This is a genomic window from Streptomyces sp. GbtcB6 (assembly GCF_019091475.1).
Classification (GTDB): domain Bacteria; phylum Actinomycetota; class Actinomycetes; order Streptomycetales; family Streptomycetaceae; genus Streptomyces; species Streptomyces hyaluromycini.
Genome location: NZ_JAGXJL010000003.1, coordinates 437,679 through 459,429 on the forward strand (window position 1 = coordinate 437,679; position 21,751 = coordinate 459,429).

Annotated in this window: 20 protein-coding genes; 9 read left to right on the plus strand and 11 right to left on the minus strand. The window is 71.0% G+C overall.

Annotated elements, in window-relative coordinates; genetic code table 11:
- Window positions 1-26: 26 nt before the first annotated feature.
- Entirely contained in the window at window positions 27-1,820 is a 1,794-nt protein-coding gene (locus KVT45_RS07435; protein ID WP_217545684.1) for a glycoside hydrolase family 3 protein, read from the minus strand.
- Between the two features lie 408 nt (window positions 1,821-2,228).
- On the opposite strand from KVT45_RS07435, the gene aroA reads away from it, so the two are divergent.
- The gene (aroA, locus tag KVT45_RS07440; protein ID WP_217545685.1) at window positions 2,229-3,482 is read left to right on the plus strand and encodes a 3-phosphoshikimate 1-carboxyvinyltransferase; all 1,254 of its coding nucleotides are present in this window, start codon (window positions 2,229-2,231) and stop codon (window positions 3,480-3,482) included.
- Here the strand turns inward: aroA and KVT45_RS07445 are convergent.
- Together KVT45_RS07445 and KVT45_RS07450 are read right to left on the minus strand one after the other, a co-directional pair.
- Window positions 3,466-4,266: a sugar phosphate isomerase/epimerase gene (locus KVT45_RS07445; protein WP_217545686.1), complete on the minus strand. Its 801-nt coding sequence runs from the start codon at window positions 4,264-4,266 to the stop codon at window positions 3,466-3,468. The genes aroA and KVT45_RS07445 overlap by 17 nt on opposite strands.
- A gap of 17 nt (window positions 4,267-4,283) precedes the next feature.
- Window positions 4,284-5,219, minus strand: a complete 936-nt coding sequence (locus KVT45_RS07450) for a helix-turn-helix domain-containing GNAT family N-acetyltransferase (RefSeq protein WP_217545687.1) — start codon at window positions 5,217-5,219, stop codon at window positions 4,284-4,286.
- A gap of 370 nt (window positions 5,220-5,589) precedes the next feature.
- Here KVT45_RS07450 and KVT45_RS07455 point away from each other — a divergent pair, with 370 nt between their 5' ends.
- Both KVT45_RS07455 and KVT45_RS07460 read left to right on the plus strand, forming a co-directional pair.
- Window positions 5,590-6,000 (plus strand): hypothetical protein, encoded by a 411-nt coding sequence (locus KVT45_RS07455; RefSeq protein ID WP_217545805.1) that lies wholly within the window; start codon window positions 5,590-5,592, stop codon window positions 5,998-6,000.
- Between the two features lie 129 nt (window positions 6,001-6,129).
- Window positions 6,130-7,377 carry an FAD-dependent monooxygenase gene (locus KVT45_RS07460; RefSeq protein WP_217545688.1) on the plus strand — a complete coding sequence of 416 codons (1,248 nt, stop codon included), beginning with the start codon at window positions 6,130-6,132 and terminating at the stop codon, window positions 7,375-7,377.
- A 219-nt stretch (window positions 7,378-7,596) separates the two neighbouring features.
- Here the strand turns inward: KVT45_RS07460 and KVT45_RS07465 are convergent, their stop codons facing one another.
- Window positions 7,597-8,643 (minus strand): LacI family DNA-binding transcriptional regulator, encoded by a 1,047-nt coding sequence (locus KVT45_RS07465; protein WP_217545689.1) that lies wholly within the window; start codon window positions 8,641-8,643, stop codon window positions 7,597-7,599.
- A gap of 239 nt (window positions 8,644-8,882) precedes the next feature.
- Here KVT45_RS07465 and KVT45_RS07470 point away from each other — a divergent pair, with 239 nt between their 5' ends.
- The 3 genes from KVT45_RS07470 to KVT45_RS07480 are packed head-to-tail and all read left to right on the plus strand — an operon-like array spanning window position 8,883 to window position 12,018.
- On the plus strand, window positions 8,883-10,040 hold the full coding sequence (locus KVT45_RS07470; RefSeq protein ID WP_217545690.1) for a Gfo/Idh/MocA family protein: 1,158 nt from the start codon (window positions 8,883-8,885) through the stop codon (window positions 10,038-10,040).
- On the plus strand, window positions 10,037-11,188 hold the full coding sequence (locus KVT45_RS07475) for a dihydrodipicolinate synthase family protein (protein ID WP_217545691.1): 1,152 nt from the start codon (window positions 10,037-10,039) through the stop codon (window positions 11,186-11,188). The genes KVT45_RS07470 and KVT45_RS07475 overlap by 4 nt, the downstream gene beginning before the upstream one ends.
- A gap of 32 nt (window positions 11,189-11,220) precedes the next feature.
- Window positions 11,221-12,018, plus strand: a complete 798-nt coding sequence (locus KVT45_RS07480; protein WP_217545797.1) for a sugar phosphate isomerase/epimerase — start codon at window positions 11,221-11,223, stop codon at window positions 12,016-12,018.
- 116 nt (window positions 12,019-12,134) lie between these two features.
- Here KVT45_RS07480 and KVT45_RS07485 read toward each other — a convergent pair whose 3' ends face one another.
- The 4 genes from KVT45_RS07485 to KVT45_RS58040 form a co-directional block, all read right to left on the minus strand.
- Window positions 12,135-12,467 (minus strand): hypothetical protein, encoded by a 333-nt coding sequence (locus tag KVT45_RS07485; RefSeq protein WP_217545692.1) that lies wholly within the window; start codon window positions 12,465-12,467, stop codon window positions 12,135-12,137.
- A complete protein-coding gene (locus tag KVT45_RS07490) occupies window positions 12,458-13,489 on the minus strand; it encodes a hypothetical protein (RefSeq protein WP_217545693.1) in 1,032 nt (343 codons plus the stop codon). The genes KVT45_RS07485 and KVT45_RS07490 overlap by 10 nt, the downstream gene beginning before the upstream one ends.
- A 17-nt stretch (window positions 13,490-13,506) precedes the next feature.
- Window positions 13,507-15,783, minus strand: coding sequence for a glycoside hydrolase domain-containing protein (locus KVT45_RS07495; protein WP_217545694.1), 2,277 nt, complete (start codon window positions 15,781-15,783; stop codon window positions 13,507-13,509).
- A 416-nt stretch (window positions 15,784-16,199) separates the two neighbouring features.
- Window positions 16,200-16,340 carry a hypothetical protein gene (locus KVT45_RS58040; RefSeq protein ID WP_308310670.1) on the minus strand — a complete coding sequence of 47 codons (141 nt, stop codon included), beginning with the start codon at window positions 16,338-16,340 and terminating at the stop codon, window positions 16,200-16,202.
- A gap of 254 nt (window positions 16,341-16,594) precedes the next feature.
- Here KVT45_RS58040 and KVT45_RS07505 point away from each other — a divergent pair, with 254 nt between their 5' ends.
- Together KVT45_RS07505 and KVT45_RS07510 are read left to right on the plus strand one after the other, a co-directional pair.
- On the plus strand, window positions 16,595-17,662 hold the full coding sequence (locus KVT45_RS07505; RefSeq protein ID WP_217545695.1) for a MerR family transcriptional regulator: 1,068 nt from the start codon (window positions 16,595-16,597) through the stop codon (window positions 17,660-17,662).
- 231 nt (window positions 17,663-17,893) lie between these two features.
- Window positions 17,894-18,244: a hypothetical protein gene (locus tag KVT45_RS07510; RefSeq protein WP_254646466.1), complete on the plus strand. Its 351-nt coding sequence runs from the start codon at window positions 17,894-17,896 to the stop codon at window positions 18,242-18,244.
- 456 nt (window positions 18,245-18,700) lie between these two features.
- Here KVT45_RS07510 and KVT45_RS07515 read toward each other — a convergent pair whose 3' ends face one another.
- Complete coding sequence (locus tag KVT45_RS07515; protein ID WP_217545697.1) at window positions 18,701-19,684, minus strand: helix-turn-helix transcriptional regulator; 984 nt, start codon at window positions 19,682-19,684, stop codon at window positions 18,701-18,703.
- A 140-nt stretch (window positions 19,685-19,824) separates the two neighbouring features.
- Between KVT45_RS07515 and KVT45_RS07520 the strand changes: the two genes are divergently transcribed.
- The gene (locus KVT45_RS07520; RefSeq protein WP_217545698.1) at window positions 19,825-20,277 is read left to right on the plus strand and encodes a peptidase inhibitor family I36 protein; all 453 of its coding nucleotides are present in this window, start codon (window positions 19,825-19,827) and stop codon (window positions 20,275-20,277) included.
- A gap of 76 nt (window positions 20,278-20,353) precedes the next feature.
- Here the strand turns inward: KVT45_RS07520 and rbsD are convergent, their stop codons facing one another.
- Window positions 20,354-20,743, minus strand: coding sequence for a D-ribose pyranase (rbsD, locus tag KVT45_RS07525; protein ID WP_217545699.1), 390 nt, complete (start codon window positions 20,741-20,743; stop codon window positions 20,354-20,356).
- Window positions 20,740-21,729 carry a ribokinase gene (locus KVT45_RS07530; protein ID WP_217545700.1) on the minus strand — a complete coding sequence of 330 codons (990 nt, stop codon included), beginning with the start codon at window positions 21,727-21,729 and terminating at the stop codon, window positions 20,740-20,742. Before KVT45_RS07530 ends, rbsD begins: the two co-directional genes overlap by 4 nt.
- Between the last annotated feature and the right edge of the window lie 22 nt (window positions 21,730-21,751).

A 21,751-nucleotide genomic window follows, 5' to 3' on the forward strand; every position in this document is an offset into this window, starting at 1 on the left:
GTTACGCCCGGTTCCGTGGCGTACGTCTAATACGTCAGCCCGTGGCCGATCGGATACAGCACCTGTGCCGGATCGTCCGCCCGCTGCACCGGCACCGGGAGCCTGCCGTGCGGTGCCGCCTTGCCCGCGATCACCCGCGCCGCGGCCCGCAGCTCGACGTCGGTCCACGAGTAGGTCGCCAAACAGGCCTTCACGGTGGGGAGTTGGGCGACATCGTACGGATTGCGCACCGCCACCGCCACCACCGGGCGGCCGGTCGCGACCAGCCGCTCCACCAGCCGCTGCTGCGCGCCGCCCGCCGTCACGTTGTACGTCCCGACCACCACCGCGTCCGCCCCCTGCGCCGCCGCGACCGCCTTGTCGACGTCGGCTGCGGAGGGTTCCGTGCCCGTGGACAACGCGCTCGCGGTGAAGCCGAGTTCGGTGAGGGCGGTGGCGAGCACGCCGGTCGGCGGTCCCGTCGTACCGGACGGGGAGGCCGGGTCGGCGCCGACGACCAGCACCCTGCCGTGCGTGCGGCGGGACAGCGGGAGCAGTCCGCCCTCGTTGACCAGCAGGGTGGTGGTGCGCTCGGCGATCCGGTCGGCGGCGGCGAGGTGCTGCGCCGTGCCGACCACCCGGCCGACGTCCTTCGCCTGCACGTACGGCCGGTCGAGCAGCCCCAGCCGGGACTTCAGCCGCAGGATCCGGAGGATCGATTCATCGAGCCGGGACTCGGTCAGCTCTCCCTCCTGTACGGCCTTCAGGACCGCGTTCCAGGCGATGTCCAGGGCGGGCGGGTCGAGGAGCTGGTCGACGCCGGCCTTCAGGGCGAGCACGGGCACCCGGTCGTCGCCGTACTTCGTGCGGACCCCCGCCATGCCCAGGGAGTCGGTCACCACGACCCCGTCGTAGCCGAGTTCGCCGCGCAGGATGCCGGTGAGGACGGGGTGCGAGAGGGTGGCCGGGTCGCCGGAGCCGTCCAGGGCCGGGAACTGGATGTGCGCGGTCATGACCGAGTCGACGCCGGCCTCGATCGCCGCCCGGAACGGGACCGCGTCCAGCTTCTCCCACAGCTCCCGGCTGTGCGTGATCACCGGGAAGCCGGTGTGGCTGTCGACCGCGGTGTCGCCGTGCCCCGGGAAGTGCTTGACGGTGGCCGCCACGCCCGCGTCCCGGTACCCCTGCATCTCGGCGGCGACCAGGGCCCCGACCGCGTCCGGACCGGCCCCGAAGGACCGTACGCCGATGATCGGGTTGGCCGGGTTCACGTTGACGTCGGCGTCGGGGGAGTAGTCCTGCCGGACGCCCATCGCGCGCAGCTCCGCGCCGGAGATCCGGCCGAGGGTGCGGGCGTCGGTCCGGGAGCCGCCCGCCCCCATGGCCATGGCGCCGGGGAAGAGGGTGGCGGGCCTGCCGATCCGGCAGACGGCGCCGTGCTCCTGGTCGGTGGCGATCAGGACGGGCAGCCCGCGCGGCTGTGCCAGCGAGGCCCGCTGGATCCCGTTCGACAGCTCGGCGATCTGCCGCGGGTCCCGGGTGTTGTGCGTCCAGGTGAAGTAGATGATCCCGCCGACGCGGTACTTCGCGATCAGCTCGGCGGCGGTGCGGACGCCGATCTCCTTGAGGTTGGCGTCGATGTCGGCCTGGTCGGGGTCGGTGGCCGAGTGCCCGTAGACCCGCATCACGAACAGCTGGCCGACCTTCTCCGTGAGCGTCATCCGCGCGACGAGCGCCCGGAGCTTCTTGTCGTCGGAGCCGAGGGCGTTAGCGCCGGTGCCGACGGCCAGTCCCGCGGTGACGCCCGCGGTCGCGGTGAGAACGGTGCGTCTGGAGGGCATGTGCACTCCTTTTGGTGGGGAATGCACAGTAACCAGAAAGGGGCCGCCATCGGCGCATTGGAGGGGGGCACGTCGATGGCGGCGGGCCGACGGCCGTGGTGCGGCGGAGAGGGTAGGTCAGCGATCGCAGCCAGCAGCGAGGGCCGACACCACACCACGGAGACTCTTCCGGCAGCCTGCGTGTTGGACGGGCGGGGGAGAGGGCGGGTTCCCGTACGGACGGGAATTCCCGGAAGTCGGGAGAAGACGGACTGACGGGACGAATGTGACGCCGCCCAGCCGGAGCGCCCCGTCAGGGGCGCGGGGAACTGCGCGAGCAACCCCCACCGGCCCGCGCACATCGATCCACCTGTTCCACCCCATGGACAAACGTCCCCGCAGTCACGAGAAACCAGAGATCATCGGCCCATGCCCGCTGTCGACATCCCCGGATCCAAGTCCGTCACCGCCCGCGCCCTCTTCCTCGCGGCCGCCGCCGACGGAGTCACCACCCTCGTCCGCCCCCTCCGCTCCGACGACACCGAGGGCTTCGCCGAGGGCCTGGCCCGGCTCGGCTACCGCGTCGGCCGTACCCCCGACACCTGGCAGGTGGACGGCCGCCCGCAGGGCCCCGCGCTGCCCGAGGCCGAGGTCTACTGCCGGGACGGCGCCACCACCGCCCGCTTCCTGCCCACCCTCGCCGCGGCCGGCCACGGCAGCTACCGCTTCGACGCCTCCGAGCAGATGCGCCGCCGCCCCCTCGCCCCGCTCACCCGCGCCCTGCGCGACCTCGGTGTCGACCTGCGCCACGAGGCGGCGGAGGGCCATCACCCGCTGCGCATCGAGGCGGCCGGGGTCGAGGGCGGCGAGGTGACGCTCGACGCCGGGCAGTCCTCGCAGTACCTCACCGCCCTGCTGCTGCTCGGCCCGCTCACCCGCAAGGGCCTGCGGATCCGGGTGACGGACCTGGTGTCCGCACCGTACGTGGAGATCACGATCGCGATGATGCGGTCGTTCGGGGTGGAGGTGGCCCGGGAGGGCGATGTCTTCGTGGTCCCCTCCGGCGGCTACCGGGCCACCACCTACGCCGTCGAGCCCGACGCCTCCACCGCCAGTTACTTCTTCGCCGCGGCGGCCGTGACGGGCCGTGAGGTCACCGTGCCGGGGCTCGGGCGGGGCGCGCTCCAGGGCGACCTGGGGTTCGTGGACGTACTGCGTCGGATGGGCGCGGACGTGGAGATCGCCGAGGACAGTACGACCGTGCGCGGCACCGGCACGCTCCGCGGCCTGACCGTCGCCATGCGGGACATCTCCGACACCATGCCGACCCTCGCGGCCATCGCCCCCTTCGCGAACGGCCCCGTCCGCATCGAGGACGTGGCCAACACCCGGGTGAAGGAGTGCGACCGGCTCGACGCCTGCGCCGAGAACCTGCGCCGGCTGGGCATCGAGGTCGCCGCGGGCGAGGACTGGATCGAGATCCGGCCCGGCACCCCCGCCCCGGCCGAGATCAAGACCTACGGCGACCACCGCGTCGTCATGTCGTTCGCGGTGACCGGCCTGCGCGCGCCGGGGATCTCCTTCGACGACCCGGGGTGTGTGAAGAAGACCTTCCCCGGCTTCCACGAGGCGTTCGGGGAGCTGGCCGCCGGGTGGGGAATTCCGCTCACGCCGAGTCGTTGAGCAGCCGGGCCAGGTGTTCCCGCCCCGCCGCCAGCAGTCCGGGCAGCGGGGCCGCCGCCTCGTACCAGCGCTTCTCGTACTCCCAGCACAGCCAGCCGTCCCAGCCGTGCCGGGAGAGCACCTCCACGCACTCGGACAGGGGCAGGATCCCGGCGCCGAGCGCCAGCGGGGTGGTGTCGTCGGCCGAGGCGATGTCCTTGACCTGGACATAGCCGAGGTACGGGGCGAGCGCCGCGTAGCTCTCGGCGGGCTGCTCGCCGCCCAGCCAGGTGTGCATGACGTCCCAGAGCGAGCCGACCATGCGGTGGCCGACCGGGCCGAGGACCCGGATCGCGGCGGCGCCGGTGCGGTGCGAGTCATGGGTCTCCAGCAGGACCCGCACGCCGAGCGCGGAGGCGTCCTCGGCGACCGTGCCGAGCCGCCGGGCCGCGATCGCGTCGGACTCGGCGGCGGGCAGGTCCGGGTCGGCGCCCGGGAAGACCCGCACGTAGGAGGCGCCCAAGTCGTGGGCGAGCTGGAGGAGTCGGCGCGTCTCTTCGAGGACCGGGGCGTCCTCGCCGGGCGCCGCGACCCGCGCGTACCCGGCGACGCCCAGCACCTCCACCCCGGCCGCCTTGAACTCGGCGGCCACATCGGCGCGCGCGGCCGGGCCGAGGCCGGGATGCACGGGTTCCTCGGGATGGGCGCGCAGCTCCACGCCGTGGTAGCCGTGGGCCGTGGCGAGCGCCAGCACGTCCTGCACCGGCAGACCGGGAACCCCGAGAGTGGAGAAGGCGAACCTCATACCCACCAACCTACTTCTCACTCACCGGTTCCGTGCAGGTCCAGCCGCCAGTCCTGGCCGACCAGGTCCTTGCCGAAGGAGCGGTGCGGTTTCTCGGCGGTGAGGACGAAGCCGTGCCGCTGGTAGATGCGGCGGGCGGCGGACAGGACGTCGTTGGTCCACAGCACCAGCTCCCGGTAGCCGACCCCGCGCGCGAAGCCGATCACGGCGGTGACCAGCCGGTCCCCGACGCCGAGTCCCCGGGCGTCCGGTTCGACGAGCAGCAGCCGCAGCCGTGCGGTGCCCGGGGCGTCGTCCCGTACGCACATCACGCAGCCCACCGGCCGCCCGGCCCACTCGGCGATCCAGGTCCGCTCCAGGTGCGGGTCGTGGTCCTCGGCGTAGTCGGCGACGATCCGGGCGACGAGGCCCTCGTAGTCGGCGTTCCAGCCGTACTCGGCGGCGTACAGGGCGGCGTTGCGCTGCACGATCCAGCCCAGGTCGCCGGGGTGCGGCTCGCGCAGCACGACCTCGCCGGAGCCCTCGGGGGCGTGCCCGTCGCCGAGGATCGTGCGGATGGTGCGCATGGCCTCGGCGAGGCGTGGCCGCTCGCCGGGGTCGACGGCGCCCAGCAGCGAGCCGACCGATTCCCGGGCCCGCTCGTCCAGCAGCCCGGCGGCGGCCCGGCCGCCCGGGGTGAGCGAGACGCGCCGCCGCCGCGGGTCCTTCTCCGAGGGCGCGCGCTCGATCAGCCCGGCCTCCTCGAACTTGTTGAGGATCCGGCTCAAGTACCCGGCGTCCAGTGCGAGATCGGACCGCAGGTCGGCCGCGTCGGTGTCGGCGGAGTGCGCGAGCTCGTACAGCACGCGGGCCTCGGTGAGGGTGTACGGGGCGTAGAGGTGGCGGCCGTAGTCGAGGGCGCCGATGAGGTTGGTGTAGAAGCGGTTGAAGGCGCGGATGTCCTGGACGGTCATGGCTGGCCCCTGATGGTTGACTGAGTCAGAGATACCGCGCCTCCGAGGCTATCCCGCCACCCCGCCCGGCCGGAAGGCGTCGGCCCGAACGGCGGTCTCACAGGCTTTACTTGTTCTTTTTGCCTGGGTCAGGTCCTGCTTTTGACTTCGTCGCGCCAGCGCCGTAGGTTTATACACGAACGTCACTTATGTCCGTTTCAACGAGGACGTGACGTGGTCCGCCGGAGAGCCCGGACGGGTGCGGAGAACCGGCATCGCGGGCGGCGGACGCGCTCAGAGCTGCGCGCAGGCTCTGGAACGCACGCAGGGCGGCCCCCCTGAGGCGGCGGCCGTCGGTAAGACAACCACACCCTCGGAGAGGGGCGAAACCATGCGCGCGCACACCACACGTATGAAGAGGGTCGCCATCGCTGCGATTTCGGCACCCATTCTGGCGCTCGCCGCCGGAGCCGGAGTCGCCAGCGCGGCCACCCACGCGGCGCCCGACCACGTCGTCTCCTACCAGGACAACGGCGGTGGCGGTGGCGGTCACGGCGGCGGTGGCGGAGGCCACGGCGGCGGCGGGGGCGGCCATGGCGGCGGAGGCTACGGCGGCGGTCACGGTGGCGGAGGCTACGGCGGCGGTCACGGTGGTTACGGTGGCGGCGGCTACGGCGGCGGTCACGGTGGCTACGGTGGCGGCGGCTACGGCGGTCACGGTGGCTACGGCGGCTGGGGCGACGACTACGGCGGCTGGGGCGGCGGCGACGGTGGCTGGGGCGGAGGTGGCTGGGGAGACTAGCCAGGCCGCAGCGTTTGAAGCTCCCTGACAGCAAAGGGTGGATCCGGGTGCCCGACCCTTGGGCACCCGGACCCATGCATCCCAACCCCTGCGGACCCCGGGGCCCGCGGCCGTGGAGGCGGTGACCGGATGAGGATCGTCTGTGTGGGCGGAGGCCCGGCCGGACTGTACTTCTCGATCTCGGCGAAACTGCGGGACGCCGGGCACGAGATCATCGTCCTGGAGGCGGACCCGCCCGAGGCCACCTACGGCTGGGGCGTCGTCTACTGGAACGACCTGCTGGACATCCTGCACCGCAACGACCCCGAGAGCGCACGGGCGGTCAGCGCCGGCTCGGTGCTCTGGCAGCAGCAGGACATCCACGTGCACGGCAACCGGTACGACGGCACCGCGTACTTCGGCGGCTACGGCTACAGCATGGGCCGCGCCGCCCTCCTGGAGGTCCTGACCCGGCGTGCCGAGTCCCTCGGCGTGGACGTACGGCACGGGGAACGCCTCGCCGACCCCGCCGACCTGCCCGACGCCGACCTGGTCCTGGCCGTCGACGGAGCGGGCAGCCGGATCCGGCAGAGCCGCGCAGAGCACTTCGGCACCCGCCTGGAGACCGGCCGCAACCCGTTCATCTGGCTCGGCACGGACCGGCAGTTCGACAGCTTCGTGTTCGCCTTCGAGGAGACCGGGGCGGGCTGGATCTGGTTCCACGCCTACCCGTCGTTCAAGGGCATCAGCACCTGCATCGTGGAGTGCTCCCCGGGGACCTGGCAGGGCCTCGGCCTCGACACGATCGACGAGCAGGACGCCCTGCCCCTGCTGGAGAAGATCTTCCACCGCGCACTCGACGGGCACTCCCTGATCAGCAGCTCGCGCGGCGCACCGGCGAAGTGGCAGCGGTTCACGCACATCAGCAACCGGACCTGGGTCGACGGCGGCGACGGCCGCCCCGTCGTGCTGGCCGGCGACGCCGCGCACACCACCCACTTCACGCTGGGCTCCGGCACCCGGCTGGCGATGATCGACGCGATCGTGCTGTCCGAGGCCCTCAAGGGCTTCCCGGATCCGCGGGTCGCGCTGCGCGAGTACGACAAGCGGCGCCGCGCGGAACTGCACGCCGTCCAGGCGGCGGCGCGCACCAGCATGGCCTGGTTCGAGCGGCTCGACGACTACCTGGACCGCGACCCGGTCGAATTCGCCTACGCGATGGCGGTCCGCCAGGGCGGCCACCAGTCCCCCTGGCGCTACCAGACCCACCTCGCCACCCAGCTGAAACCGGTACGCCGCGCCCGCCGGGCCTACGCCACGGGCAAACGCTGGTACGACGACCGCAAGCGGGGCGAGGCCCCACTGCCGCTGCTGGGAGGCAGGGCCACGGGGCCCTGACGGTCGTCGGTCGGCTGCGGGCCGGTGGGGGCTTGTCGCGCAGTTCCCCGCGCCCCCAAAAGAAGGGGCGCCGCGCAACCCCCTGTTTTTCAGGGGCGCGGGGAACTGCGCGAGCAACCCCCACGCACCCGCAGCCGAAACACGACCGGGCCACGAGGGATGGCCGGGGGCACCTGAGCCGCGCCCCCCGGTGTCGGGATCCTCGTGTCCGGTGGTCGGTCAGGTGCGGGGTACGCCCGACGAGCCCCGCACCATCAGCTCCCCCCGAACCGTCGCGATCCCGCCCGGCGGCGGCTCCTCGCGGCCCATGGCGATGCGGCCGGCCCGCGCCCCCGCCTCCGCCAGCGGCAGCCGCACCGTCGTCAGCGACGGCACCGCGTCGATGCTGAACGGCAGGTCGTCGAAGCCGGCCACCGACACGTCCGCCGGGATCCGCAGCCCCGACTCCCGCAGCGCCGCGCACGCGCCCAGGGCGACGGAGTCGTTCGCCGCCACCACCGCGGTGAGCGACGGGTCCCGGCGCAGCAGCTCCAGCGTCGCCTCGTACCCCGCCCGGCGGTCGTACCGCCCGTGCACGGTCCAGCGCGGGTCCTCCTCGATGCCGGCCTCGGCCAGCGCCGCCCGGTGGCCCTCCAGCCGGTGCCGGGTGGTCGTGCGCTCCTCGGGGCCCGCGATGTAGCCCAGCCGCCGGTGGCCGAGCCCGATGAGATGCTCGGTCAGCTGCTTGCCGCCCCCGCGGTTGTCGAAGGTCAGCGCCACCGCGTCGGTGTCCGGCGCCGGCGGCCGCCCGCACAGCACCACCCGGGTCCCCGCGTCCGCCAGCTTGCGCAGCTTCGCCGCCACCGCCGCCGCGTGCGGCGCGTTCTCCATCGCACCGCCGGTCAGGATCACCGCCGCCGCCCGCTGCCGCTGCAACAGGGTCAGGTACGTCAGTTCCCGCTCCGGCGACCCCCCGGTGTTGCAGGTCACCGCCAGCCGCTCGCCGCCCGCGCGCCCGCCCGGACCGCCGATCTCGGCCTGGATCGCGCTCGCCATGATCCCGAAGAACGGGTCGGCGATGTCGTTGACGAGGATGCCGACCAGGTCGGAGGTGGCCGCCGCGAGCGCGCTCGCCGGCCCGTTGAGGACGTAGTCCAGCTCGTCCACCGCCCGCAGCACCCGTTCCCGGGTGGTCGCCGCCACGGGGTAGTTGCCGTTCAGTACGCGCGACACCGTCGCGGGCGAGACCTGGGCGCGGGCCGCCACGTCCGCCAGGGTCACCGTCATCTCGTCGTCCTCCGGTCGCGCATCTCGTCGTACGCCGTCGTACACAGGCCGATCAACAGCCAGCTCATAGGAAGCCCCCTTGCCGTGCAGACCATAAGGCCATTCACTCCTGTTGTTCGCCCCCTCGAACAACTCGACCCCATCACGGTCTTGTACAGACCTGGGTTCAAAGGCTAGCTTCTGACCATATAGAAAGCGCTTGCTGCGTCGCTGAGACGCACGCGGACGAAGGGAAACACGTGAACCGCAAGACGGTGCGTATCGCCATGAACGGCGTCACCGGGCGCATGGGCTACCGCCAGCACCTCGTCCGCTCGATCCTCGCCCTGCGCGAGCAGGGCGGACTCGACCTCGGCGACGGCACGGTCCTGTGGCCGGAACCGGTCCTCGTCGGCCGCCGCGAGCACGCGCTCCGCGAGATCGCCGACCGCCACGGCCTGTCGTCCGAGCACATCTCGACGGACCTGTCGGCCGTCCTCGCCGACCCCACCATCGACATCTACTTCGACTCCCAGGTCACCTCGGCCCGCGAGGAGGCCCTCCAGCAGGCCATCGCGGCCGGAAAGCACATCTACACCGAGAAGCCGACGGCCACCGGCCTGGAGGGCGCCCTGGAGCTGGCCCGGCTCGCGCACGCCAAGGGCGTCAAGTCCGGCGTCGTCCAGGACAAGATCTTCCTGCCGGGCCTGCTGAAGCTGAAGCGGCTCATCGACGGCGGCTTCTTCGGCCGGATCCTGTCGGTCCGGGGCGAGTTCGGCTACTGGGTCTTCGAGGGCGACTGGCAGGAGGCGCAGCGCCCCTCCTGGAACTACCGCGCGGAGGACGGCGGCGGCATCGTCGTCGACATGTTCCCGCACTGGGAGTACGTCCTGCACGAGCTGTTCGGCCGTGTGAAGTCCGTCCAGGCCCTCACCGCCACCCACATCCCGCAGCGCTGGGACGAGAACGGCAAGCCCTACGACGCGACGGCGGACGACGCCGCGTACGGCATCTTCGAGCTCGACGGCGGCGCCGTCGCCCAGATCAACTCCTCCTGGGCGGTCCGCGTCAACCGCGACGAACTGGTCGAGTTCCAGGTGGACGGCACCGAAGGCTCAGCGGTCGCCGGCCTGCGCAACTGCCGTGTCCAGCACCGCAGCGCGACCCCCAAGCCGGTCTGGAACCCGGACATCCCGGCCACCTACGCCTTCCGCGAGCAGTGGCAGGAGATCCCCGACAACACCGACTTCGACAACGGCTTCAAGGCGCAGTGGGAGCTGTTCCTCAAGCACGTCTACGCCGACGCCCCCTACCACTGGGACCTGCTGGCCGGCGCCCGCGGCGTCCAGCTCGCCGAGCTGGGCCTGAGGTCGTCGACGGAGGGCCGCCGCATCGACGTACCGGAGATCGAACTGTGACCATCCACCTCCCCGCCGCGGACGGGTCGCTGCGGGCGTACGAACCCCGCACCGAGCCGTTCGCCCTCACCCCGGGCACCCCCTTCACCTCCCGTACGGTCTTCTCGGCGGCGCACGTCGTCGCCGACCCCTTCGCGGACACGAACCCCGACGCGCCCGCCGCCGTCGACTGGGACGCCACCCTCGCCTTCCGCCGCCACCTGTGGTCGCACGGCCTGGGCGTCGCCGAGGCGATGGACACCGCCCAGCGCGGCATGGGCCTGGACTGGGCGGGCGCGGCCGAGCTGGTCCGCCGCAGCGCCGCCGAGGCCCGCGCGGTCGGCGGCGCGATCGCCTGCGGTGTGGGAACGGACCAGATCACCGGCGGCTCCCTCGCCGAGATCAGGGCCGCGTACGAGGAGCAGCTCGCGCTCGTCGAGGAGTCGGGCGCCCAGGCCATCCTGATGGCCTCCCGGGCGCTCGCCGCCACCGCCGCCGGCCCCGAGGACTACCTCGACGTCTACGGCCACCTGCTGCGCCAGGCCGCCGAGCCGGTGGTCCTGCACTGGCTCGGCCCGATGTTCGACCCGGCGCTGGCGGGCTACTGGGGCTCGGCCGACCTCGACACGGCCACCGACACCTTCCTGGAGGTCATCGCCGCCCACCCCGACAAGGTCGACGGCATCAAGGTCTCCCTGCTGGACGCGCAGCGCGAGGTCGACCTGCGCCGCCGCCTCCCGCAGGGCGTCCGCTGCTACACCGGCGACGACTTCAACTACCCCGAGCTGATCGCGGGCGACGAGCAGGGCTTCAGCCACGCCCTGCTCGGCATCTTCGACCCGCTGGGGCCGCTGGCGGCCGAGGCGGTCCGGGTCCTGGACACCGGGGACACGGCGGGCTTCCGCGGCCTCCTGGACCCCACCGTGGAGCTCTCCCGGCACCTCTTCCAGACCCCCACCCGTTTCTACAAGACGGGCGTGGTCTTCCTGGCCTGGCTGGCCGGCCACCAGAGCCACTTCACCATGGTCGGCGGCCTCCAGTCGGCCCGCTCGCTGCCGCACTTCGCGCGCGCCTACGAACTCGCCGACGGCCTGGGCCTGTTCCCGGACCCGAAGCTGGCCGAGGACCGTATGAAGACCCTCCTCGCCCTGTACGGAGTGAACCAGTGACCGGCGACCTGTCCCGCTTCTCCATCAACCAGATGACCGTCAAGCAGCTGTCGCTGCCCGAACTGGCCGACGCCTGCCTGGAACTGGGCGTGCCGGGCGTCGGCCTGTGGCGCGAGCCGGTGCAGTCCTACGGCGTCGAGGCGACCGCCAAGCTGGTCCGCGAGGCGGGCCTGACCGTCACCACCCTGTGCCGGGGCGGCTTCCTCACGGCCATCGACCCGGACGAGCGCGCCGCCGCCCTCGCCGACAACCGGCGGGCGGTCGAGGAGGCCGCCACCCTCGGCACGGACACCCTGGTCCTGGTCTCCGGCGGCCTGCCGGCCGGCTCCAAGGACCTGCACGGCGCCCGGGAGCGGATCGCCGACGCCCTCGCCGAACTCGGCCCCTACGCCGAACAGCACGGCGTCCGTCTGGCCATCGAGCCCCTGCACCCGATGTTCGCCTCCGACCGCTGCGTGGTCTCCACCCTCACCCAGGCGCTGGACCTCGCGGAACGCTTCCCGGCCCACCAGGTCGGCGTCACCGTCGACACGTACCACATCTGGTGGGACGACCGGGCGCCCGCGCAGATCGCCCGGGCCGGCGCGGGCGGCCGTATCCACACCTTCCAGCTCGCCGACTGGACCACCCCGTTGCCGGCGGGCGTCCTCAACGGCCGCGGCCAGATCGGCGACGGCGCGATCGACATGCGCGAGTGGAAGGGGTACGTGGAGGCGGCCGGCTACACCGGTCCCATCGAGGTCGAACTGTTCAACGACGGGCTGTGGGCGAGGGACGGCCGCGAGGTGCTGGCGGAGACGGCGAACCGGTTCGTGGCGTACACGGCGTAGTCCGGCCCGGCGGCCGAAGAAGCGAACCTGCTCTCCGGCCGCCGGTCGTACCTCGGTCCCTCTCTGCCCTGCCCTGGGCCACGCACCCGTCCGGCCAGGCCACTCCTCACTCCTGGTCAGGCCGAGGCCTTCCGGCTGACATGGACGATGAGCTCACCCACGAGCGTCAGGACCACCAACGCCAGGCAGCACAGGACGCCGAGCAGGCCGGCCGCGATGACATAGACCGAGCGCAGGTCCGTGCACTCGAAGGCCGGTGAACAGCCGAGGGTCCGCGGGTCCGTCCGTGGCCCCATCGCGTTCCAGCCGATGACGAGGCAGAGCACGGAGACCACGGCCGCGCTGGACAACCCGGCCCACCGGATGCGCCGGGTTGCCCACCAGGACGCGATCCATCCCACGAGGATCACCGCCGGCAGGACGAACACATAGTCGGGGACTACGCCCATGTGGAATCGCTCCGCGACATCGTGGTGCGGCCGGTCAGCCGCTGGGAAACGTGGTTGCCCATGTCAATCAAGTTTACTGTCGGGTGCTTGACGGTCGGCAGGTCGCCCGTCGGCCTGCGGGTCTTCACCTCCAGTTCCAGGTCGAGCCGGTCGCCGGCCTTGAGCTTCACCCTCGTGACCCACCGGGTCTCGAACAGCGACGCGGTCCGGGTGTCCGAGAGGAGCCGCACTCCCGCGTCGTGCCTCTTGTCGTTGAGCCGGGCGCCGACGATTTCGACGTCCGAGACGACCTGGGGGTCCAGCGCGACGGAGAAGGACGCGGCCACCGGGGTCGTGCCCGGTCCGACGCTGCTCAGCGTGATCCGCGTGGGGTAGTAGTACCAACGCTTGCCGTCGGCCCACTCGTAGCGGTTCCACACGCCGCTCACCTCCAGGCCCCACGGTGTGGCGACTCCGCCGAAGGCGTGCGGACGACTGGGCCGGAGGCTCCGCCGACCGCCCGGCTTCGTGTCCTTGTGGCCCACGGCCGCAGTGGCGTCCGCAGGTCCGGCGACGAGGTCGCGGGGGTACAGCACGGGAGACGCGGTCCCCACGACGACCACCGGGTCGCTGCCCGCCGGGAGCGCCTCGGCCAGAGTGATCGTGCAGGTGGTGACCAGGGTCTTGGGGTCGGTGGCGATGGTGCTCGTCGTGCGCAGCCGCCGGGTGCCGACGGTGGCCACCGCGCTGGGCAGCGGGGCGTAGACCCGGGGGTCGTAGCTGATGGCGACCTGCGTCCCGGCAGGCAGATCCGTACCGGAGTGCTGCACCTGGACCGCGAGTTGTCTGGGGAACGCGGCCGGTTCGGTGCCGACTTTCGCGAGGACGGCGACCGGGCTCGCGGCGACCGGGACCAGTTCCACACCGGCGGCCGCGGTGCCGGCCCACGCCGGGCCCGGACCGGCGAACGTGACGGCGCCGACGCCCAGCGTCAGACCTCCCAGTACCAGCACGCGCCGACGGGTGACGTTCGAGTCGGTCATGTCGAATTCCCCATTCCTCATGAGCAGTACTGGACGACGGCGTCCTTGAAGGCGGTCGCCACACCGGACAGCGCGGCGTCGGACATGAACCCGGGAGTCGGGCAGGTCACGGACTGGGTCGTCTTGAGCCAGAAGGCATCCCGGATACCGGCCATTTGCGGGTCGGCGGTGTTGCTGGTCATGGCGCTGAGGGCGGCGGCCGCCACCGTGTCGGGGGAACTGCCGAAGCGGATCGAGTAGAACGAGGCCCGGCGTGCCGCAGCCGCGTCGGCCGACGCGTAGCCCGCCTTGAAACCCGTCGACAGCGGTTGGCCGGAACCCTGCCTGACGGGAAGCCCCAGGACGTAGGAGTCCATGTCGGCGAGGAGGTCGTCGAGCGAGAAGTACGTGCTGTCGCCCTTTCCGGCGATCTGGTCCGCGGCGTAGAGGTACGCCTGGTCGTCGGAGAGCCCGCTCAGGTAGAACTGCGCCAACACGCTGACGAGGTCGCCGCCCCAACTCCCGAAGTCCGTCAGGTTGGCCGATGTGAGGTCGCCCGGTACTCCACTGGTGATGACCGCGCCGCAGGACGCGCCGAAGTGGTCGATGTCGGCGTCCCACAGCAGGCCCGGGTCGCGGAGCGGGCCCGCGTACGGCTCGTCGGGATAGGTGTTCACGAAGTCGACGAAACCCTGGTCGAGTTCGCCGAAAACCGTGTCGGAACCGGTGAACACGTACTTCGACGTGCGGGCCCGAAGGTACTGCGCGACCAGTTCCTGCGCGGAGCGCGAGGTGTTTCCCTGATCGATCCACTGGCCCGCTCTGGCCTCCACCCAGATCATGTACGTGTAGAAGGCGTCGTTGGGGTCGCGCGGCCGGGTGACGCTGTTGATGCCCGGGTCCATCCCGGAGGCGATGTCGTTGTCGATCTCGACGGCCCCACTGGTGCCGGTGGCCAGGGTGAAGTCCTTGATCTGGTCGAAGGCCCAGTTGTCCGGGAGCGGGTATCCGAGATTTCCGCTGTAACCGGTGGACATGCCGCTGACGAAACTCCGGGTGGTGAGGCCCTCGGCCTCGAGGCGGAGGCAGGTGTTGCGGCATCCGTACACACCGATCGCGTACTGGCTGCCCATCGCGCTGATGCCGTTGTTGATTCCCCGGAAGTGCGGAATGATCGCACTCGTGATGTCGTCGTCGGTCGCGTCGAAATCGACCGAGAAATAGATGACCGTGCCGTACGGTATACCGAAGGTGATCGCGGCTTCGGCCGCGTCGTTTCCGGCCTCGGTCCCCAGCGGTCCGCTGAAATCACTGATCGTGTTCCCCTCTTCCTGCCAGATCGGGAAGAGGGAAAGACCGCTGTCGAAGATCAGTGCGATCTCGGAATTCGTGAGGACCTTGTTCGTGCCGCCCGTGAGATAACGGCCCACTATGGAGTAGCCGTTGTCCTTCACCGTCTGGATGGTGGTCGCGTTCAGCGGGTACATGCAGTCGAACGCGGTGCCCTTGCGGTCCGGGTCACCGGTGGACACCAGCAGCGACATCCAGGTTGCGTAGTCGCCGGCGCCGGAAGCCGAGAGCGAGCTGAACCGCTGGAAGGCCTTCACCGTGGCCTCCAGATCGGAGCCGAACGTCCCGCCGCCGTCGCCCCAGTGGGCGTCGTAGCCGTTGAACGCGACGGCGCACTGGAACAGCCGCACCCAGCCGGCCGAGCCCGAGTCCTGCGAGCCGTCGGTGACGTACGCCGTCGTCTTGAGCGCCCCTTCGGTGGTCGGACCGATGGAGCCCGTCACCTGGCTGTCCGTCAGGCCCATCTGGTACTGGATACCCAGGACCAGGGCCTGCTGGACGTTGCGGGAGAAGTGCCCGTCGCACGGGCCGATGAAGAACTGGCCCTTTCCGTAGTACGCGTCGTTGAGCCATCGCTGACAGGTCTGGATCATGCTGGAGCCGCCGGCCGTGAGCACGTACGCGTCCATGGTCAGCAGCGCCTTGAAGACCTTCGGCTCCACGTTGTAGAGCTGTGAGCCGGGAACTTCCGGGCCGGGCAGGCCCATGTCGGCCACCAGCGCGGTCAGGCCGGCGCCGGTGGACACGTTGAAGCCGCCGTCGATGTCGCCGCCGCTGTAGCCCTTGCAGTAGAGGGCGGCCTCGGCGATCGTCCGCATGTTGATGTTGCCGGAGTCCCGCCCAACCGGACCGTACGCGTTCAGGTCCGCCCATGTCGTCGGCCCGAAGTTGTCGGACAGCGTGGTGATGCCGAGTTCGTGCTGGAGCGCCCGGGTGAGGCAGTAGATCGTCTCCCAGCCGGTCATTCCGTTCTCGGTGCACGGGTTGTATCCCGATACGCCCGCATACGTTGCGTTGACCCATTGCTGCGCCTTGAGAACCATCTGATCCACAGAGCGGCCCTTCTGGTTGTCGGCACCCTGGTAATTGCGTTCGCGGTCGAAGAGAGCGTCCTCACGGCCCTTTCCGACTGCCCGGACCAGGGAAGATCGATAGTCAATCTTTAATCGTTCTTTGTTGCGCTCGATATGGCGTCCGTGTCCCCTGGATCGGTCACCGCTCTCTGAATCCACTTGCGTGGGGACGGCCGCCGGAGAAGTCGGCGAATTACATCCCGAGCGGCTCGAACGAAGATCACCATACGGCGTGACGGGGCCTTTTGTGGCGAGCGGAGGCATGAATATTCGGCGGGCCGAATCTCATATTCCGCATTCAGGCGACTTCATCCGTCCTGCGGTATCCGAGGGCGGTGACGAGTTGCCCGTGCCACTCCATCACGGAAGCCGACTTCGGAGGTCAGCTGCTGAAACGCCCCTCGTACGGCCCCTACGAACGCGGCCCAGCCGCCCGCCGAGAAGACCAACGCCGGGCCGGCGGCTCCGGCCTTGCTGCCGCGGACGGTGCGGTGGCGTGGCCAGGGGCGATCTCCAGGCGGTCGTTCTCAACACCGCCGCTGCAGCTGGACTTGTGCCATCCGAAGACGGTTTCCACCAGCTCCGGGCTCTTCATCAAGTTGCCTGCGAGAAAGCCTCCTGAGTTTCGAGAGCGGGGGCGTGCGGTTGCCGGGTTGACCCTCGACCTTGTGCAGGGCTCAGAGTGCCGGGTGTGGAGAACGACATGCGCAGCATCGGGGAGATGGCCCGCGACAGTGGCCTGGGCGTGAGTGCCCTGCGGTTCTACGACCGTGCCGGTGTGCTGGTCCCTGCCTGGGTGGATCCGGTGAGCGGTTACCGCTGGTACGAGCCCGGGCAGCTGGAAGAGGCCCGGCTGCTGGCCCGCCTGCGCCGGGCCGGGATGCCGCTGGCGGATGTCCGGCTGGTGCTGGCCGGCTGGTCCGGCCCGGACACCGATCTGGTGCGGAAGCTGCTCGGGGCACACCTGCGCCGTCTCGAACAGGGGCTGTCCGAGGCCCGCGCCGAGTTCTCCGCACTCCGAGCGCTACTCGATCACCGGGAGAATGCCATGACCTCGTTCCGCAGCGCCCCCGTCCGCCTGTCCGTCGCCGCACCGGAGCTGGCAGCCGCGCTGGACGCGGTCCGTTTCGCGGCGAGCACCGACCCCGAGCTGCCGATGCTCGGCGGGGTTCTGTTCGACATCGAGGGCGGGAGCCTGCATGCCGTGGCCACCGACCGGTACCGGATGGCGGTCGCGCGGGCCGGTGTCGCCGGGTACGACGGGAGCCGGGTGCAGGTCATCGTGCCCACTCCGCTCGCCGACGCGATGCGTGCGCTGTCGGACGGCGAGGGACCTGCGCGACTCTCTCTCGACGGTGACCGCGTGACGCTGGAGGCCGGGGACCGGCAGGCGGCCGGCCGGTGCCTCGACCACGACTTCCCCGACTACCGTCGTCTCCTGCCCCGGGCCGGCGGACGCCGCACCGTCGTCGAGGTGGCGGCCTTCCGGCACGCTCTGGAGACGGGTCCTGTCCGCTCCGGGGAGAGCGGGGCACCCGACCTCAGCGTGCTCAGGGTGGAGGACGACGGCACGGTGACCCTCTGCACCGATGCCGACGAGGACCCGAACCGTGTCGCCGTCAACCGTGAGTTCCTGCTGGCCGCGCTGGCCGCCGGGGCCCGTGACCGGCTGATTCTGGAGTTCGGCGCGCCCGCCGCGCCGATCGCGATTCGCCGGCCCGAGGACGAGGGCGCCTTCTCGCTCCTGATGCCGGTCCGGCTGGAGAACTGACGTTCCTGTGTGAGGAGTTCTTCACACAGGTTTTCTTCATGTCTGCTGCTCAGCGTTTTCCGTGTTTCGCATTTGCTGTGGTTCACCTGTCAGTTCGGGTTTTTTCCAATCGACTGGAACCGCCTCCGGCCTGGCCGTGTCTATAGGATTCGAGTCATCCGCAAGGGCGAGCAAAGGGCCCAAGATTGCGGTTGGAAAAGGTAATTGATAACCAAGGAGTTCCCTGTGAACATGCGAATCGCCACCGTTGCCGTGGCCTCCGCCGCGCTCGTCGCCGCCGGTGCCACCGCCGCGGTCGCCGCCCCGGCCCCGGCTCCCTCGATCACCATCAAGGCGAGCGCCACCACCGTAAAGCTGGGCGATGTCGTCACCTTCTCCGGCAAGGTCGACGGCATCAAGGAGGGCAGCAAGGTGACCCTCCAGGTCAAGGACGGCAAGAAGTGGGTCTCGCTGCCCGCGACCACGAAGGTGAGCAAGAGCGCCTACAAGCTCGGCGACAAGTTCGACAAGAAGGGCGTGGAGGTGCTCCGCGTCAAGGACGGCAGCGCCGTCTCCAAGAACGTGTCCGTCACGGTCCGCTGAATTCGTCCGCGGTGCGCCGCGGCTGAACATGTCGGTTTCCCCTGACCGACTGCCCCGAGATCCTGCCCCACCCCGTCCGATCCGGGGTGGGGCAGGTGTCGTCGGGGCGCGTGCGCGCTCGCCGAATCCTATGGATCCTATGGGTCACCTGTCTTTGCCGCTGCCTTAGATTGTCCTTAATTGGCGCGCTCACGGCAGCCGGGCCCGACTCGGACCGGCGTGATGCGGACCGGCCCGGCCCGGCTCGAAAAAATCTTGTACCGGCGTACAACCCTCCCCCCACCTCGGCGGTCTCACTTGGCGTCAGGGCTTTCGGAGGGGGATCCGGGGGGATCGCGGGGGTTCTGATACGGAGGGGGAAAAGCCGAGGGGGTTCGATCGACGGATCGGGCCCCCTCGAAGCATGCCTCGCCCAGCGCGGTGCGGCCGGACCCGGCGGCGGTCGCCGCACGAAGGTCAGTGACCGCCGGGTCCGGTTCGCAGCAGGGCGGCTCCGAGTGGGGTCAGGGTGTGCAGCACGGTGTTGGCGTGGCGGTGGCTGGTGATCAGGCCCGCGTCCCGCAGTACGGCCGTGTGATGGCTTGCCGTCGTAGGGGTCACACCGGCCCGACGGGCGGCCTCGGTGGTGGTGGAGCCGGTCGCGCTGGCCCTCAGGATGGCGGCGCGGGTGGGGCCGAGCAGCGCGTTCAGCGGTGGGGAGTCGGCCTGCGGGGTCATCGCCGGCAGGTGGTGGAGGGGGTAGAGCAGCACGGGCGGGAGGCCGGGGTCGGCCAGGGCGATGGGGGCGTGCCAGCAGAAGTGGGAGGGGATCAGGAGCAGCCCCTGCCCGTCGAGGTGGACGTCGCGGTGGGCCGGATACGGATCGATCTCCAGGACCGGTGGCGGCCAGTGGATCGTGGGGCCGAGTCCGGTGAGCAGGCCCTCGGTCCCGGTGTGGAACAGGGTGTGGGCGTGCCGGGCCCGCTCGGCGTGCAGCCGTTCCTGGATGACCTCCTCGTGCGGCGCGATCACGGCACGGTGGTAGGCGCGCAGGGCGCCCACGAGTTGTTCGCGCATGTCCCGCTCGGTGAGCCGTCCTGCCCAGGCCGGGGCACCGACGACCCGGGTGAGCTTGCCGACCTCGCCCGCGATCCGCTCCCGCGGCGTCGCCAGGACGGCGTCCAGTCCGGCGTCCAGTCCTTGGGTGCCCTCCGGCGGCGTCAGGAAGTCGGGGAAATAGCTGGCGCGCGGGAAGAGTGGCAGCAGGAAGGTCCGCACCGTCCGTTCGAGCCCGTCCTGGCGCAACGCGGCACGTGCGGTGCGGAACCAGGGCACGTAGGCCCAGCGGCCCTCGCGGGTCTGGAGCCGGTGCAGACTGACCGCGATCTCCCAGAGCGCATGCGGTTCGGTCGCCACTGTGACCTTGGTGAGGTCCTCGGACGTGAAATGAAAGCGGAGCATCTGTATCCCCGTGAGCCCCCGTTGCCGACCTGCGACATGTCAGTGCACTCGCATGAGGATGACAGTGACATGCCCAGTCGGAAACATGGATTTTCGCCAGCCATAGGCGCGTTGGCACTGTCCACGAGAAAGGGCACGGAATGTCCTTGTACGAGCAGGAGCACGACCGGAAGTCCAGCCGCACACCACGTCGGGGCCGCAGGGCCCTCGTCGCCGCGGCGCTCACCTTCGCCACGGCCGCGCTGGGCCTGATCGCACCGAGTGCCGCGAGTGCCTCGACGCAAGCGGCGTGGGACTGTCCGAGCGGCGATCTGTGCGTCTGGACCGGTATCGGCGGCACGGGCAGCCGGTGCACGTGGTCGAACGCCGACGCGGACTGGTACTACGCCCCCACCGTGTGTTCGTGGGCCGACGACCAAGTCGTCGGGTCTGCCAAGAACAGCGGCACGTCGTCCTCGTACAACTGGGTCATTCTCTACACGGATGCGAACTACACCGGTGTCTGCTACGCCATCGCGCAGCACGGCGGTACCTTGCCGAACCTCAACCACTGGTTCCGCTCGCACCGCTGGTCTGCATCGGGTTCCTGCTGATCGGCGGATGACGGATCGGCGGGCCCCGGAACGCCGGGACCCGCCGATCCGTGCTGCTCCCCACGGCGGCGGACTCCTAGAAGAACACTCCGCACCGCAGCAGCACGTTCGCGTACGGCCGGGCCTCGCCCGTGCGTACGATCAGCCGCGCGTCCGCCGACAGGTCCTTCAGCCGCTCGTGCGGGACCAGGGCCAGGTCGGGAAAGTGCCCGGCCAGCAGCTTGGCGGCGGCCGGGTTGGCCTTGCGTACCTCCGTCGCCGCCGTCGCGCCCTCCACGACCAGCTCCGCCAGCAGCCCCTCCAGCACCTCCGCGAAGGACGGCACCCCGGCCCGGAAGGCCAGGTCCACGACCCGCGGCCCCTGCGGGATCGGCATCCCGGCGTCGCACACCAGCACCCCGTGCCCGTGCCCCAACTCGGCGAGCGCGCCGGCGAGATGACGGTTGAGGATCCCCGCCCGCTTCACAGCATCCCGCCTTGACCACCAGACCCGGGCGCGCTGTCCGACCCCCGGCCGGGGGTCCGGGGGTTGTCCCCCGGGATAGCACAGCACAGCGCGTCGACCTCCGCAGCCGTCGGGTACGACTCCTGCGCACCCCGCCTGGTCACCGCCGCCGCCCCGACCCGGGCCGCGTACGCCGCCGCCTCGGCGAGGGTGGCGCCCCCGCCGAGCCGTACCGCGAGGGCCGCCGTGAACGCGTCCCCGGCGCCCGTGGTGTCCACCGCGTCCACCTTCACGGACGGCACCGACGCAACCCCGTGGCCGTCGGCCACCAGCGCACCCTCCGCGCCCAGGGTCACGACCACCGACTTCGGGCCCTTGGCCAGCAGGAGCCGCGCCCAGTCGGCCGGTTCCTCGCTCACGCACGCCTCGCCGAGGATCACCCTCGCCTCGTGCTCGTTCACGATCAGCGGGTCGCAGGCCGCCAGGACCTCGCCCGGAAGGGGCTGCGGAGGGGACGGGTTGAGGACGAAACGGCTGCCGGGGGCCAGGTTCCGTACGACCTCCACGACCGTCTCCAGCGGGATCTCCAACTGGGTGGAGACCACCCGGGAGGCCTGGAAGAGGCAGGCCGCGGCCTGTACGTCCGCCGGTGCGAGACGGCCGTTCGCGCCCGGCGACACCACGATGCTGTTGTCGCCGGAGGGGTCCACGGTGATGAGGGCGACCCCCGTCGGCGCCCCGCCCACCAGCACGCCCACCGTGTCCACACCGGCCGCCCGCTGCGAGTCGAGCAGCAGCCTGCCGTGCGCGTCGTCGCCGACCCGGGCCAGCAGGGCGGTACGGGCACCGAGCCGCGCGGCCGCGACCGCCTGGTTGGCGCCCTTGCCGCCGGGATGCGTGGCGAGGCCGCCGCCGAGCACGGTCTCACCGGCGGCCGGCCGCCGCTCGACCCCGATCACCAGATCGGCGTTGGCCGAGCCGACGACCAGGAGGTCGTAGTCGTACATCACATGACTCCCTAAACAAATG